Origin of the sequence: Shinella agrisoli (genome assembly GCF_046557955.1) — a bacterium.
In the GTDB taxonomy this organism is placed as follows: domain Bacteria; phylum Pseudomonadota; class Alphaproteobacteria; order Rhizobiales; family Rhizobiaceae; genus Shinella.
Genome location: NZ_JBJIEP010000028.1, coordinates 16231 through 31306 on the forward strand (window position 1 = coordinate 16231; position 15076 = coordinate 31306).

At 64.5% G+C, this 15076-nt stretch carries 13 protein-coding genes; 10 read left to right on the forward strand and 3 right to left on the reverse strand.

Annotation, left to right across the window (positions count from 1 at the left end; translation table 11 throughout):
• The first annotated feature begins 98 nt into the window (after positions 1-98).
• The 4 genes from ACIIOY_RS23040 to ACIIOY_RS23055 all read left to right on the forward strand — a co-directional run bounded on the left by ACIIOY_RS23040 (position 99) and on the right by ACIIOY_RS23055 (position 6334).
• Positions 99-1280 (forward strand): BaiN/RdsA family NAD(P)/FAD-dependent oxidoreductase, encoded by a 1182-nt coding sequence (locus ACIIOY_RS23040; protein ID WP_411037011.1) that lies wholly within the window; start codon positions 99-101, stop codon positions 1278-1280.
• Positions 1281-1443: 163 nt separating this feature from the next.
• On the forward strand, positions 1444-1581 hold the full coding sequence (locus tag ACIIOY_RS23045; RefSeq protein ID WP_411037012.1) for a hypothetical protein: 138 nt from the start codon (positions 1444-1446) through the stop codon (positions 1579-1581).
• A 243-nt stretch (positions 1582-1824) separates the two neighbouring features.
• Entirely contained in the window at positions 1825-4353 is a 2529-nt protein-coding gene (locus ACIIOY_RS23050) for a methyl-accepting chemotaxis protein (RefSeq protein ID WP_411037013.1), read from the forward strand.
• 133 nt (positions 4354-4486) lie between these two features.
• Positions 4487-6334: a methyl-accepting chemotaxis protein gene (locus tag ACIIOY_RS23055; protein ID WP_411037014.1), complete on the forward strand. Its 1848-nt coding sequence runs from the start codon at positions 4487-4489 to the stop codon at positions 6332-6334.
• A 33-nt stretch (positions 6335-6367) separates the two neighbouring features.
• Here ACIIOY_RS23055 and ACIIOY_RS23060 read toward each other — a convergent pair whose 3' ends face one another.
• On the reverse strand, positions 6368-6535 hold the full coding sequence (locus ACIIOY_RS23060) for a hypothetical protein (protein ID WP_411037015.1): 168 nt from the start codon (positions 6533-6535) through the stop codon (positions 6368-6370).
• 161 nt (positions 6536-6696) lie between these two features.
• Here ACIIOY_RS23060 and ACIIOY_RS23065 point away from each other — a divergent pair, with 161 nt between their 5' ends.
• Positions 6697-7569 carry a LysR family transcriptional regulator gene (locus tag ACIIOY_RS23065; RefSeq protein ID WP_411037016.1) on the forward strand — a complete coding sequence of 291 codons (873 nt, stop codon included), beginning with the start codon at positions 6697-6699 and terminating at the stop codon, positions 7567-7569.
• Positions 7570-7625: 56 nt separating this feature from the next.
• Here the strand turns inward: ACIIOY_RS23065 and ACIIOY_RS23070 are convergent, their stop codons facing one another.
• Both ACIIOY_RS23070 and aceA read right to left on the reverse strand, forming a co-directional pair.
• Positions 7626-7865, reverse strand: coding sequence for an SMc00767 family acetate metabolism repressor (locus tag ACIIOY_RS23070; RefSeq protein WP_023516665.1), 240 nt, complete (start codon positions 7863-7865; stop codon positions 7626-7628).
• 48 nt (positions 7866-7913) lie between these two features.
• Positions 7914-9203 (reverse strand): isocitrate lyase, encoded by a 1290-nt coding sequence (gene aceA / locus ACIIOY_RS23075; RefSeq protein WP_411037017.1) that lies wholly within the window; start codon positions 9201-9203, stop codon positions 7914-7916.
• 218 nt (positions 9204-9421) lie between these two features.
• On the opposite strand from aceA, the gene ACIIOY_RS23080 reads away from it, so the two are divergent.
• From ACIIOY_RS23080 to ACIIOY_RS23100, 5 genes are all read left to right on the forward strand, one after another.
• A complete protein-coding gene (locus ACIIOY_RS23080) occupies positions 9422-10837 on the forward strand; it encodes a helix-turn-helix domain-containing protein (RefSeq protein ID WP_411037018.1) in 1416 nt (471 codons plus the stop codon).
• A gap of 187 nt (positions 10838-11024) precedes the next feature.
• Positions 11025-12116 (forward strand): polyamine ABC transporter substrate-binding protein, encoded by a 1092-nt coding sequence (locus tag ACIIOY_RS23085; RefSeq protein ID WP_411037050.1) that lies wholly within the window; start codon positions 11025-11027, stop codon positions 12114-12116.
• A gap of 79 nt (positions 12117-12195) precedes the next feature.
• A complete protein-coding gene (locus ACIIOY_RS23090) occupies positions 12196-13338 on the forward strand; it encodes an ABC transporter ATP-binding protein (protein ID WP_411037019.1) in 1143 nt (380 codons plus the stop codon).
• Positions 13339-13342: 4 nt separating this feature from the next.
• Entirely contained in the window at positions 13343-14254 is a 912-nt protein-coding gene (locus ACIIOY_RS23095) for an ABC transporter permease subunit (protein WP_411037020.1), read from the forward strand.
• 3 nt (positions 14255-14257) lie between these two features.
• Positions 14258-15076 (forward strand): ABC transporter permease subunit, encoded by an 819-nt coding sequence (locus ACIIOY_RS23100; RefSeq protein WP_411037021.1) that lies wholly within the window; start codon positions 14258-14260, stop codon positions 15074-15076.

The window sequence follows — 15076 nt, forward strand, 5'->3', positions numbered from 1 at the left end:
GGGTAGAAAACGCGATTTTTCAGGAATTTGTGCGTGAAGCGTCGGTTGACTTTCGCCCGCGATGGCCGAAAGGAAGGCGCAAAGCGGGGATGTGATACGTGGCAGAACGGCGGGACGTCGTCATCATCGGGGCAGGTGCGGCGGGCATGATGTGCGCCGTGGAGGCGGGCAGGCGCGGGCGCCGCGTGCTGGTGCTCGATCATGCGCGTGCGCCGGGCGAGAAGATCCGCATCTCCGGCGGCGGGCGCTGCAACTTCACCAACATCCATGCCGGGCCGAAGAATTTTCTCTCGGCCAATCCGCATTTCTGCAAGTCGGCGCTCGCCCGCTACACGCCGCGCGATTTCCTGGATCTCGTCGAACGGCATCGCATCGCCTGGCACGAGAAGACGCTGGGCCAGCTGTTCTGCGACAATTCGGCGAGGGACATCATCGCGATGCTGCTTGCGGAGATGAAAGCCGCGGGTGCGGAACTGCGCCTCTCCACGCCGATCAAGGCCGTCGAGCACGACGGTCGTTCCTTCCGCGTCCTGACGGAAAACGGCGTCGTGGAGGCTGCGTCCCTCGTCATCGCGACGGGCGGGAAATCGATCCCGAAGATGGGTGCGACGGGCTTTGCCTATCGCATTGCCGAGCAGTTCGGCCTGCCGGTGGTCGAGACCCGCGCAGGCCTCGTGCCCCTGACGCTCGATCCCGCAACGCTCGCCGCTCATGACGGCCTGCCGGGCGTGTCGGTCGACGTCATCGCCCGCCACGGCAGGACGGCGTTCCGCGAAGCGGCGCTTTTCACGCACCGGGGCCTCAGCGGTCCCGCTATCCTGCAGATCTCCTCCTACTGGCGGGAAGGAGAGGAGATTTCCCTGCATATCCGCCCCGACGTGGATTTTGCCGCGGTCATCGCCGCCGCCCGGCGGCAGAACGGCCGGCAGGCATTGCAGACCGTGCTTGCCGAGCACATGCCGAGGAAGCTCGCCCAGCTTTTCGTCGCCGATCTCGGCATCGATGGGCCGCTCGCCGAGCAGCCGGGCCGCCGCATCGACGCGCTCGTCCAGAGGCTGAGGGATTGGCGGCTGTGCCCGCCGGGTTCGGAAGGCTACCGCACGGCGGAAGTGACCCTGGGAGGCGTCGACACGGCCGCGCTCGATTCCCGCAGCATGGCGGCAAAGGCGGTGCCGGGCCTCTACTTCATCGGCGAGGCGGTTGACGTGACCGGCTGGCTCGGCGGCTACAATTTCCAATGGGCCTGGGCTTCGGGCCATGCGGCGGGTCGGGATGCCTGAGATCGCACCGGTCTTTACCGTCCGTTAAGGCCTTGGAGCGGATGCTGCCCGAATGTCGGCGCTCCCTGGAATCCGGCCTCAAGGCGGATGGCGGAAGCAACATGATGTGGGCCGGCTGGCCGGATCATCCGGATTGCCTGTATCCTGTAGAGGAGTACGCCGCATGCCTGCACGAAACCGTTCCGCCCGCGCCGTCGCCATCGCCGCGACTGACGAAAGCCGCCGCCGGCTCGTTGCCGTCGCCGTCAACTGCCTGCTTGCCGCGACGCTCGTCGCCGGTCTTGCCGCCGTCGCGCTCTGAAACCGTCCGATCGATAATAAATCGTTTTAAAAAGGTGATGGAATCTTAAAGATTCCAGCCGATTATCTCCGGATAGGGTTCCGGATGCCGCGTCGCCATGAGGGATGCTGACACGGCCGGCAATGATTGCTCCCCCGGATTGGCGGTATTGCGACCGCATGAAAGTCGGTAATCCGGCGTCCGAATCCTTGGGAGGCCCGCACAAGGGCAGGGGTGGAGAACGCCGACAACGGATGTTCCGCCATGTTCATTGATAAGATTCTCGCGCGCTTCAAGATTCAGACCAAGGTTCTGGTCTTCATTCTGCCCTTCGTGCTCAGCATCTGTGCCGTGGGCTTCACCGGGCTTTACGCTTCCGGTCTCCTGCAAGGCCGCATGGAGATTTCCAACAGCGTCCTCCAGTCGCTGAGCGGCTTCAAGGACGTCTATGCCGGAATGAACCGCTTCCTCCAGAACACGAGCGAGGAGAGCCGTGATGCCGTCAATGAGCGGCTGAAAACCCAGGTTTCGGTTCTGCGGGCGACCATGGACGGTCTCACGCCGGACGTGGACGCGTCCAAGCTGCTGGAAGCCCAGACGCAGACCAAGGACATCGAAGCGCGCATGGAAGGGCTCTGGCTGCTCTATGTCCGCGAGACCAAGCTGCATGAGGCGATGACCAAGAACCTCAACTATCTCGCCGCCGAGCAGGTCAAGATCCTGGAGGAGGCGACGAAGCTCCAGCGCTCGGTGCGGCAGGACGAGAATACCGCAAAGAGCATGCTGCGCGAGGCGGAGCGGCTGACCAATGCCAGCAGGTTCTTCGCCGATTTCCTTTCCGATTTCACCAAGGGCGCGACGCCCGACGACCAGTTGAAGCTCGTCAAGGAGCGTTATCCTTTCATCTCGAAGAACGAGCGCTCCATCGCGACGATCCTGCCGAAGAGCCAGAAGGTCGTCTCCGTCACCATCCGCAACACGGTCGACGAGCTCGGCGGTTTCCTGTCCTCCTCCGACCCGGCGGCCGTCACCGTTCCGGACATCGCGCGCCGCGTGAACCGCTTCCGCCAGGTGGCCATCCAGCTCCAGGGCGCTGCCGGCGAAAAGATGCGCGAGGCGACCCGCATCTTCGGCGAACTCGACGAGCCGATCATCAAGTCGGAAGCGATCCTCGCCGCCACGCGCAAGCTGGTGAACTCGATCTACGACATCCAGATCATCGCCGCGCGCTTTCTCGGCCAGACGTCGGAGGAAAACCGCACCAAGCTGCTCAGCAACATTTCCATCATGCGCAGCGACATGAACAGCCTGCGCGGAAGCGCGAGCGGCCTTGTGTTCTTCGACAAGGTCGACGAAACGCTGACGCCGGTGCTCGAGCGGATGGATGCCGACAGCGACGCGCTCGTCAGGATCAGCACCCAGCGCGCTGCCGACTTCGACGCCGCGGGACAATCGATCGACACGATCTGGAACCTCTTGAGCCAGTTCGCCGAAGAGCAGAAGACCAGCGCCGGCACCGAACGCGAGAAGGCGAACCAGGTCTCGATCCTTGCGACCGTCGCCGGCATCGCGATCGCGGTCCTCGCCGGCATCGCGCTGGTGCTGACGCTGAAGGGGCCGATCAGCCAGATCACGGGCGCCATGCGGCGCCTCGCGGACGGCTTCCTCGATACGGGTATCTCCGGGGAGGGCCGCGCCGACGAGATCGGCGACATGGCCCGCGCGCTCGGCGTCTTCAAGGAGAACGCCCTGTCGAAAATCCGCATCGAGGCCGAAAGCGAGCAGCAGCGCGCCGCGGCGGAAGCCGAGCGCGCCCGCAACGACGCGGAAAAGCAGTCTCTCGATCAGCAGATCGACTTTGCCGTGAACGCGCTTGCCGCCGGGCTCGGCCGTCTTGCGGCGGGCGACCTGTCGCGCCAGATCGAGACGCCCTTCACCGGCCGCCTCGAGCAGCTCCGCCAGGACTTCAACGTCTCGCTCGTCCGTCTGCAGGACACGCTGGGCCAGATCCGCACCAATGCGCTGTCGATCCAGCGCAGCGGCGCGGACATGCTGCAATCGGCCGATGCGCTTTCCAAGCGCACGGAATCGCAGGCGTCGTCCCTTGAGGAAACCGCCGCCGCCGTCGAGCAGATCACCGCGACCGTCCGCTCCTCGGCCGAGCGGGCGCATGAGGCCAACCTCGTCGTCGGCACGACGAAGCGCAGCGCCGACAGCTCCGCCGAGGTCGTCAGCAACGCGATTGCCGCCATGGGCCGCATCGAGGGCGCCTCGCGCCAGATCGAGCAGATCATCGAGGTCATCGACGACATCGCCTTCCAGACGAACCTCCTGGCGCTCAACGCAGGCATCGAGGCCGCCCGTGCGGGCGAGGCCGGCAAGGGCTTTGCGGTGGTCGCGCAGGAAGTGCGCGAGCTCGCCCAGCGGTCGGCAAGCGCCGCCCGCGAGATCAAGGGCCTCATCGAGAAGTCGACGAGCGAAGTGAGCGCCGGCGCGCATCTCGTCCAGGAGACCGGGGCGGTTCTTGCCGCGATCAGCCAGCAGATCGTCACCGTCAGCCAGCATGTGGACATGATGGCCACGGCGAGCCGCGACCAGGCGGCGGCGCTTCAGGAGGTCAACGGCTCCGTCAACCAGATGGACCAGATGACCCAGCAGAACGCGTCGATGGTGGACCTGACGACGGCGGCCAGCCGCAAGCTCGCCAACGAGGCCGACACGCTGATGATGCTGGTCGAGCAGTTCCGCCTGGAGGCGGACGAGCACGATCACGGCGCCTACCGCGCCGCCTGACGCTGCCTGCCGTTAACTAGAAAAGGCCCGGATTTCCGGGCCTTTTTCTTCTAAAGCACCACATATTGCGGCGCGTTTTCAGCTTTTCTTATATATTTGATTTCTATCATTCCCGGACCAGAGGAGTCCGACAATGAGCAAGATATTCCGATCTTCCGTCGCCTATCAGTATGCGGCGATGACATTTGCTTTCATCTTCCTCAGTGCTGCCGTGATCGTCGGCGTCATGCACTACAATCTCAGGAGCTATGTGCTCCAGGATGCGGCGAACGATGCCCGCGACGCCACGCGCAGCATGGCCGTGCTCTACGATGCCGCCATCGAGGACGCTTCCATGGAGCTGAAGGACGGCGGGCTCGTCGCGGTCCAAAGCGAGGCGATGCCGGCGCTTTCGAACCACGATCTCGTCGACCGCACGGCCAGCTCCATCGCCGGCGTGGCGACGGTCTTCGCCAAGCAGGGTTCCGACTATGTGCGCATCTCCACGAACGTGAAGAAGGAGGATGGGACGCGGGCGACCGGGACGAAGCTCGCCGCCGATCATCCGGCGCAAGCGGTGCTTGCCAAGGGCGCGCCGTATTACGGGCCTGCGCAGCTTTTCGGCCGCGAGTTCATGACCGGCTACTTCCCGGTCAAGAATGCGACGGGCGCCAATGTCGGCCTTCTGTTCATCGGCATCCCCATGGAAGTCTATTTCCAGAAGATCCATGACCTGCAGCTCCGTGCGATCCTTGCCGGCGTCGTCTCGCTCCTCCTCTTCGGCTGTCTCGCCTATTTCGCCGTCCGGCGCGCGACGAAGCCGCTCAAGGCGCTGATCGGCGCCGTCGGCGCCATTGCCGAGGGGCGGCTGGATACGAACGTGCCGAGCCGCGACAAGGCCAACGAATTCGGCCAGATCGCCCGGGCCCTGGAAGTCTTCCGCGAGAACGCGCTTCGCAAGATCGAGGTGGAGGAGGCGGCCCAGCGCCGCAACGAGGAGGCCGCGGCGGAACGGGAGCTGACGGACGCCGAGAAGCGCGAGACCGACCGGCAGATCGACTTCGCGGTCAGCCAGCTCGCCGCGGGGCTCGGCCGCCTGGCCCAGGGCGATCTTTCCGAGACCATCGACACGCCTTTCTCCGGCCGCCTCGAGCAGTTGCGGCAGGATTTCAACAGTTCGCTCGCGCGGCTTCAGGATACGCTCGGCAGCATTCGCGCCAATGCCCGGGCGATCCAGTCGAGCGGTGCCGAGATGCGCCGCTCCGCCGACGACCTGTCGCGCCGTACCGAATCGCAGGCCGCCTCGCTGGAGGAGACGGCCGCCGCCGTCGACGAGATCACCGCCACGGTCCGTTCGTCCGCCGAACGTGCCCAGGAGGCCAATGCCAAGGTCGCCGAGACCAAGGCGAGCGCGGACAATTCCGGCACGGTCGTTGCGAGCGCCATCGAGGCGATGAAGCGCATCGAGGACGCCTCGCGGCAGATCGAGCAGATCATCGAGGTCATCGACGACATCGCCTTCCAGACCAACCTGCTGGCGCTCAACGCGGGCATCGAGGCCGCGCGCGCCGGCGAGGCGGGCAAGGGGTTCGCGGTCGTGGCGCAGGAGGTGCGCGAGCTCGCCCAGCGCTCCGCGGAAGCCGCCAAGGAAATCAAGGGGCTGATCGACAAGTCGACGCAGGAGGTCAGCACCGGCTCGCATCTGGTGCAGGAGACGGGCGCCGTGCTCGCTTCGATCAGCCAGCAGATCGTCGGCATCAGCGATCATGTTGCGATGATCGCGACCGCCAGTCGCGACCAGTCCGCGGCGCTTCAGGAGGTCAACGGCTCCGTCAACCAGATGGACCAGATGACCCAGCAGAACGCTTCCATGGTGGAGCTGACGACAAGTGCCAGCCGCCATCTGGCAGGGCAGGCCGATGAGCTCATGGCGCTGATCGCCCAGTTCCGCTTCGAGGCGGAAGGGCAGGCGGCGCCGGCCGGCGCGTCGTGGGCCGCCTGAGCTTGCGCGGCATGTGGCGAGGGAAAGGCCCGGTCAAGCCGGGCCTTTCGTCGTTCCGGCCCCGTGCAGGGACCGCATGATGCGGCGGAACCAGGCGCGCACCGGCCTTGCTTCGCGCAAATGGTCGAACTCGTGCTTCCGGCGGCACCGGCTCTTCTGCGAAAGCTCGAAGAGCATGGCAAGACCGAACATGTCCAGCATCTCTGTCTCCTTTTGAAAGGCAACGGCAAGCCGTGGCGCCGGGAGGCGCGCGTCTGGCCGCTGCTGAAGGTGAAGGCGCCGCTCGCGCCCCATGTGCCAAGTCAGATTATCCTTCAAAAACGCATTTCCGAACGGCGAAAAGCGTATTATGTTTTTCATTCATGAAAGACATGTCCTGGGATTCCTATCGTCTCTTTCTGGAAGTTGCCCGTCGGGGCGGGCTCACCGGGGCCGCGCAGGTCTGCGGCCTCAGCCCCGCGACAGTGGGCCGGCGCGTGCTGCAGCTGGAGGCAGCGACGGGCCGCCCGCTCTTCTCCCGCAGCCAGACCGGCTACCGGCTGACCGGCGAGGGGCGGGCGCTGTTCGAGCAGCTCCTTGGCATGGAGGCCATCGCCCGCGGCGTCGAGAGCTGGCGGCAGGAGGGGCAGGGGACGAGCGTCGTGCGGCTGATGGCCGGGACCTGGGTCACCTGGCTCGTCTGCGAGAACATCTCGGCGGTCTGCACCGAGCGCGATCCCTTCCGCCTCGACCTTTCCGTCTCCGAGCGCCGTGCCATGCTGGCGCACCGCGAGGTCGATATCGCCCTGCGGGCCGTCGAGCCGACGGAGCCGGCCCTGATCGTCCGCCATGCAGGCGAGGTGGCCTATGCGGCCTACCGGCAGAGGAATTCGTCGGATGCGCTTTATGGACGCTGGCTGGCGGTGAGCGAGGAGGATGCGGTGTCGGCCTATCTGCGCTGGCCGCATGAGCGGGCGGATGGGACGGTCGCCATCATCGTCAGCCGGCCGCGCTCGCTGCTCGATCTGGTGCGCGCCGGGGCGGGGCTGGCCGTGCTGCCCTGCTTCGTCGGCGACCTCGACCCGGGGCTCGAGCGGGCGGGCGAGGAGATCCGCGAATTACGCCACCATCAATGGATCGTCGCCAACAGCGAGGACCGTCACCGGCGCGACATCCGCATGGTCTCCGACCGGCTGTTCCGGCTCCTGAAGAGCCACGCGGACCTTCTTGCCGGCAAACGGCCGAGCCGGACATGAAAATCCCCGGCGCGCAGGGGGCGCCGGGGATTTCTCTTCGACTGGATCTGCCGTGGTCAGCCGCGACCCTGCGTCACGATGACGGGGATCAGCAGGTCGCCCCAGTTGCCCTCTCCGCCATGGTGGCGGGCGGAGCGGACGAGTTCGACGGATACGCCGGCCTCGACCGCCTTCATGACGGACTGGTTGAGGCGGTGCAGGTCGTTGGCGACCATGCGGATCATGGCCTGCTGGTCTGGGGTCATGGCGGAAGCCTGTTCTTCCGCCCGTTCCTTGACGCGGGTCTGGACTGTCATGGCATTTCTCCTCTTGTGTCGGGGTTCTTGAAGGGGTGACGCTCAGGATTATTCGGCGGCCGGGCGGAACTGCTCGTGCTCGGTCGATTCCTTCATGGCGGTCGTCGAGGACTGGCCGCCGGTGATGGCCAGCGAGACGGCATCGAAGTAGCCGGTGCCAACCTCGCGCTGGTGCTTGGTCGCGGTATAGCCGTTGGCCTCGGCCGCGAATTCCGCTTCCTGGAGTTCCGAATAGGCCGCCATCTGGCGGTCCTTGTAGCCGCGGGCGAGCTCGAACATGCCGTAGTTCAACTGGTGGAAGCCGGCGAGCGTGATGAACTGGAACTTGTAGCCCATCGCGCCGAGCTCCCGCTGGAACTTTGCGATCGTCGCGTCGTCCAGGTTCTTCTTCCAGTTGAACGAGGGCGAGCAATTGTAGGCGAGCAGCTTGCCGGGATGGGCCTTGTGCACGGCTTCGGCAAACTTCTTCGCCTGCTCGAGGTCCGGCTTGCCGGTCTCCATCCAGATCAGGTCGCAATGCGGCGCATAGGCGATGGCGCGGGCGATGCACGGTTCGATGCCGTTCCTGACCTGGTAGAAGCCTTCCACCGTACGGCCCTTGTCCTTGTCGACGAAGGGCTGGTCGCGCTCGTCGATGTCGGAGGTCAGCAGCTTTGCGGCCTCCGCGTCGGTGCGGGCAACGATCAGCGTCGGAACGCCCATGACGTCGGCGGCAAGGCGTGCGGCGTCAAGGTTGCGGATGTGCGCGGCGGTCGGGATGAGAACCTTGCCGCCGAGATGGCCGCACTTCTTTTCCGACGCCAGCTGGTCCTCGAAGTGGACGCCCGCCGCGCCCGCCTCGATGAAGGCCTTCATGATCTCGAAGGCGTTGAGCGGGCCGCCGAAGCCGGCTTCCGCATCGGCGACGATCGGAGCGAACCAGGTCTCGACCGAAAGGCCGTTGCCTTCCGCCGTCTCGATCTGGTCGGCGCGCTGGAGCGTGCGGTTGATGCGCTTGGCGAGTTCCGGGGCGGCGTTTGCCGGATAGAGCGACTGGTCGGGATACATGGCGGACGCCGTATTGGCGTCGGCGGCGACCTGCCAGCCGGAGAGGTAGATCGCCTTGAGCCCGGCGCGGACCATCTGCATGGCCTGGTTGCCCGAGAGCGCGCCGAGCGCGTTGACGAAGTCCTCCTCGTGGATGAGCTTCCACAGACGGTTCGCACCGTTTTCGGCCAGCGTGTACCTGATCTGCACCGAGCCGCGCAGCCGTTCGACCGTCTCGGCGGTATAGGGCCGCTCGATGCCGTCGAAGCGTCCCTCGGGCGCGCTCGGGACAAGGTTGTAAAAATCAGTCATAGTATCCTCCGGTGCGATGTCTGTGGATCGGGTGCTTTTATCCTGCTGCCCGATTTCATGTGACATTATTTACATCGCACTGCACAACAAGGCGAGTAAAAACCGGAAAATCAGCGGGATAATCGGGTAATGATGTCTTGTCTTTGACAGGCTGGCTCTGTAAAAAAGTAAAAATTGTAAAGTTCCCCGTTGAAAGGGTCGTGTAAAGGATTTGACATATGGCGGAGAACAAGATCTTTGCCGGCCCGAAGGTCCGGCGTATCCGCAACACGCTCGGCCTTACCCAGACGGCGATGGCGGAAGGCCTGTCGATCTCGCCGTCCTATCTCAACCTGATCGAGCGCAACCAGCGGCCGCTGACGGTGCAGCTCCTCCTGCGGCTCGCTTCCGTCTACAAGGTGGATCTCGACGAGCTTCAGGGCGAAAGCGCCGGCAACGCGCGGCAGCTCCGCGAGGTTTTCGCCGATCCGCTTCTCGCCGGCGAGCTGCCGGGCGATCACGAGCTGGTGGAGATCGCCGATGCGGCGCCGAATGTCGCGAGCGGCATCCTCAAGCTCTATCGGGCCTATCGCGAGCAGGCCGCCCGCCTCACCGACCTAACCGACCTGCTTGCCCGCGAAGGCCGTGCGACCACGCTTTCAAGCGCGCTGCTGCCGATGGACGAGGTGCGCGACAGGCTGGAAAGCCGTCCCAACTATTTCGGCGCGATCGACGAGGCGGCGGAGCGCTTCCACGCGGCGCTGGCGCCGGGAGACGAGCTTGCCGCCGCGCTGAAGGGATGGCTGCGCAAGGAGCATGGCGTCGTCGTGCGGCTGCTGCCGGTCCACACCATGCCGAACCTGCGCCGCCGCTTCGACCGGCACTCCATGCGCCTCTTCCTGTCGGAGCGCCTGTCGCCCTTCGACCAGCTGCGCGAGATCGCGATGGAGACGGTGCAGCTTGCGCTGCAGGACGAAATATTTGCCGAACTCGACCTGCTCGCCTTCTCGACGGCGGAGGCAAGGCGCATCGCCCGCTTCGAGCTGGCGCGCTACGCCGCCCACGCCCTGATGATGCCTTACGAGGCCTTTCATTCCACGGCGCAGCGGGTTCGCTACGATGTCGACGTGCTGCGCTCGCGTTTCGGCGTTTCCTACGAGCAGGCTGCGAACCGGCTGACCATGCTGCAGCGGCCCGGCAAGGCGGGCGTGCCCTTCTTCATGCTGGAGATGGACAATGCCGGCAACCGCTTCCGCCGGGCGGGCGCGCAAGGGTTCCCGCAGGCCCGCTTCGGCGGCGGCTGTCCCAAGCTCGGGGTGCATTCCGCCTTTTCGCAGCCGGGCCAGATCCTCGTCGACCGCGTGGAAATGCCGGACGGTGCCGCCTTCCTGACGATCTCCCGCACGCTCGAAGGGCCGCAGGGGTTCTTTGCCGAGCGCGTGCGCCGCACCGCGCTGCTTCTCGGCTGCGATGCCGCCCATGCGGAGGATACCGTATACGCGGAGGCGGTGCGGCGGGACGGAGCGGTCGCCGTCGGCGCGGCCTGCCGGCTTTGCGAGCGGCAGGGCTGTCTTGCCCGCGCCGAGCCGCCCGTCACGCGCCCGCTCGGGCTCGATGAAATGGTCGCCGGCCTCAGCCTTTTCGACTTCCAGTGAGATTCTGCTTGATTTCCGCCGGAGATGCCGCTTGAAATATGATAGGAATGGGAACAATGTGATATAAAATTTCGCCCTATGTTTGCGTAGAATGCAGCTTGTCGCCTCTTGAAAAACATCCATAATCGGCGACTGTTCTTCATACGAACTCATAGGCCCGCGAAGGAAACTGGGAGATAAATCAATGATAAGACGTACTCTTTTGGCGACTGCGGCCTTTGCCGCGCTGCTTGGCGCCGGCGGCGCGTCCGCGCAGGAAAAAGTCGTTAATGTCTATAACTGGTCCGACTATATCGACAGCTCGATCATCGACGATTTCACCAAGGAAACCGGCATCAAGGTCGTCTACGACGTCTATGACTCCAACGAGATCCTCGAGACGAAGCTGCTTGCCGGCGGCACGGGCTATGACATCGTGGTGCCGACCAACACCTTCCTCCAGCGCCAGATCGCGGCGGGCGTCTACCAGAAGCTCGACAAGTCCAAGCTGCCGAACCTCAAGAACATGTGGGACATGGTGGCCGAGCGCATGCAGCCGTTCGATCCGGGCAACGAATACTCGATCAACTACATGTGGGGCACGATCGGCCTCGGCTACAACAAGGCCAAGGTCAAGGAAGCCCTCGGCACGGACGAGATCGACAGCTGGAGCGCGATCTTCGACCCGGCCAACGCCGAGAAGCTGAAGGATTGCGGCATCAACATACTGGATTCGCCGACCGACATCATCCCGGTCACGCTCGCCTATCTCGGCCTCAATCCCGATAGCCATGAGCCGGCCGACATTGCCAAGGCCGAGGAAGCGCTGCTGAAGATCCGGCCCTTCGTGCGCAAGTTCCACTCGTCTGAATTCATCAACGGCCTTGCCAACGGCGACATCTGCATCGCCATCGGCTGGTCGGGCGACGTCTTCCAGGGCCGCGACCGCGCGGAAGAGGCCGGCAACGGCGTCGAGGTCGGCTACGTGATCCCCAAGGAAGGCACGCAGATGTGGTTCGACCAGATGGCGATCCCGGCCGATGCGCCCCATGTCGAGGAAGCCCATGCCTTCCTCGATTACATCATGCGCCCGGACGTCATCGCCAAGGCATCGACCTACATCCACTACGCCAACGGCAACAAGGCCTCGCAGGCCGTTCTGCCGGAAGAGATCCTGAAGGACCCGACCATCTATCCGGATGAGGCGACGCTGGCGAAGCTCTTCACCAACACGACACTGGACGCCAAGACGCAGCGCCTGTTCACGCGGACCTGGACCAAGATCGTGACCGGCCAATAACCGGTCCGACACGAATTGCCCGGAAGCCTCTTCCGGGCAATTTCATTTCGGCTGCCAAGAAAAGAGATGGGGACAGGCAATGAAATCTCTCGGCAATATCCGTCGCTCCTTCGCTCCGTGGACGGATCCGGACGCAAAACCGTTCATCACGTTCCGCAATGTCACGAAGAGGTTCGGCGATTTCACGGCTGTCGACGATCTCACGCTCAATATCTATCATCGCGAGTTCTTCGCGCTGCTCGGGGCCTCGGGCTGCGGCAAGTCCACGCTCCTGCGCATGCTCGCCGGTTTCGAGCGGCCGACATCCGGCGAGATCATCCTGGACGGCCAGGACATCGCCGGCATCCCGCCCTACAAGCGGCCGGTCAACATGATGTTCCAGTCCTACGCGCTCTTCCCGCACATGACGGTGGAGAGCAATATCGGCTTCGGCCTCAGGCAGGACGGCATGCCGAAGAACGAGATCGCTGAGCGCGTCGCCCAGATGCTGAAGCTGGTGAAGCTCGAAAAGTTCGCCAAGCGCAAGCCGCACCAGCTGTCCGGCGGCCAGCGCCAGCGCGTGGCGCTCGCCCGCTCGCTCGCCAAGCGCCCGAAGGTGCTGCTCCTCGACGAGCCGCTCGGCGCGCTCGACAAGAAGCTGCGCGAGGAAACCCAGTTCGAGCTGATGGACCTGCAGCAGGAACTCGGCCTCACCTTCGTGGTCGTGACGCACGACCAGGAGGAGGCGATGACCATGGCCGACCGCATCGCGGTGATGAGCCACGGCAAGGTCATCCAGGTGGCGACGCCCGCGGAAATCTACGAGGCTCCCAACTCGCGCTTCGTGGCCGATTTCATCGGCGACGTGAACATCCTCGACGGCAAGGTTTCGGCAAGCGGCAACGGCAGGATCGAGCTTGTCGCCAATGACGGCTTCACCATCCGCACCGCCACGGCCAATGCGCCGGCACCCGGCAGCGCCGCGGGCTTCGCCATACGCCCGGAGAAGCTGAAGGTGACGCGCGCGGCCCCTGCGGACGCCTCCGTCAACGCGGCATCGGGCGAAATCTGGGACATTGGCTATCTCGGCGACATGACCGTCTTCCACGTCAAGCTCGACAGCGGCAAGGTGGTGAAGGCCTCCATGCTGAATGCCCAGCGCGAGGTGGAGGATCCGATCGCCTATGACGAGAAGGTCTGGGTCTCCTTCGGCGAAACCGCCGGCGTCGTATTGAAGGATTGATCGGATGAGCAAGCTCGGCTCCGCCATCTTCAGCCGCCTTGTCATCATCATTCCCTATGCCTGGCTGCTGTTCTTCTTCCTCATCCCCTTTTTCATCGTCTTCCGCATCTCGCTTTCGACCACGGCGATCGCCCAGCCGCCCTACGAGCCGGTCTTCGCCTTGTCCGACGGTCTTTCCGGCATATGGGAGAAGATCGGCCAGCTCAGCTTCGACAATTTCGTCTGGCTGACCGAGGACTCTCTCTACATCAACGCCTATCTGTCGAGCCTGTGGATCGCCGGGGTCTCGACCTTCATCACGCTGCTGATCGGCTATCCCATCGCCTACGGCATGGCGCAGGCGCCGCGCTCCCTGCGCCCGACGCTGCTGATGCTCGTCATCCTGCCGTTCTGGACGAGCTTCCTCATCCGCGTCTACGCCTGGATCGCCATCCTGAAGCCGGAAGGGCTGCTCAACCAGTTCCTGATGGGCATCGGTTTGATCGATTCGCCGCTGATCATCATGAACACCAACTGGGCGATCTATATCGGCATCGTCTATTCCTACCTGCCGTTCATGGTCCTTCCGCTCTACTCTGCGCTGGAGAAGATGGACAATACGCTGATCGAGGCGGCACAGGACCTCGGCTGCCCGCAGATCTCCGCCTTCTGGAAGGTGACGTTCCCGCTCTCCATTCCCGGCATCGTCGCGGGCTGCATGCTCGTCTTCATCCCGGCCGTCGGCGAGTTCGTCATTCCCGACCTTCTCGGCGGGTCGCAGACGCTGATGATCGGCAAGACGCTGTGGAATGAATTCAACGCGAACCGCGACTGGCCGGTTTCGGCCGCCGTCGCGACGATCCTGCTGCTCATCCTGGTCGTGCCCATCGTGTTCTTCCAGAATGCGCAGGCGAAAGCCGAAGAGCAGGGGAGGTAGGCCATGAGCACCTGGTCCCGCTTCAACATCGCCTCCGTCGTCCTCGGCTTCGCCTTCCTTTACCTTCCGATCGTCCTGCTGGTCGTCTTCTCCTTCAACGAGTCCAAGCTCGTGACGGTGTGGGCCGGCTTCTCGACGAAATGGTACGTTTCGCTCTTCAACAACCAGGGCCTTATCGACGCGGCCTGGGTGACGATCCGCGTGGCGCTGGTCTCGGCGAGCGTGGCGACCGCGCTCGGCACGATGGCGGCGCTGGCGCTCGTGCGCTACACGCGCTTCCGCGGCCGGCTGCTCTTTTCCGGCATGGTCTATGCCCCGCTCGTCATGCCGGAGGTCATCACCGGCCTGTCGCTGCTGCTGCTCTTCGTCGCCATCGGTTTCGACCGGGGCTTCTGGACGGTGACGCTCGCCCACATCACCTTCTCGATGTGCTTCGTGACGGTGGTCGTGCAGTCGCGGCTGCTCTCCTTCGATCGTTCGATCGAAGAGGCGGCGATGGACCTCGGGGCAACGCCGGTGAAGACCTTCTTCGAGGTGACGCTGCCGATCATCGCGCCGGCCGTGCTGTCCGGCTGGATGCTGGCGCTAACGCTTTCGCTCGACGATCTCGTCATCGCGAGCTTCACCTCCGGCCCCGGCGCCACGACGCTGCCGATGAAGATCTACAGCCAGGTGCGGCTCGGCGTGACGCCGGAAATCAACGCTGCCTGCACGCTGCTCATCGGCCTCGTCGCCGTCGGCGTCGTCATCGCCTCGATCATGACGAAGCGCCGCGAGGTGCAGCGCCTGCGGGACGAGCGGGCAGCCTTCGCCGGCCGCTGA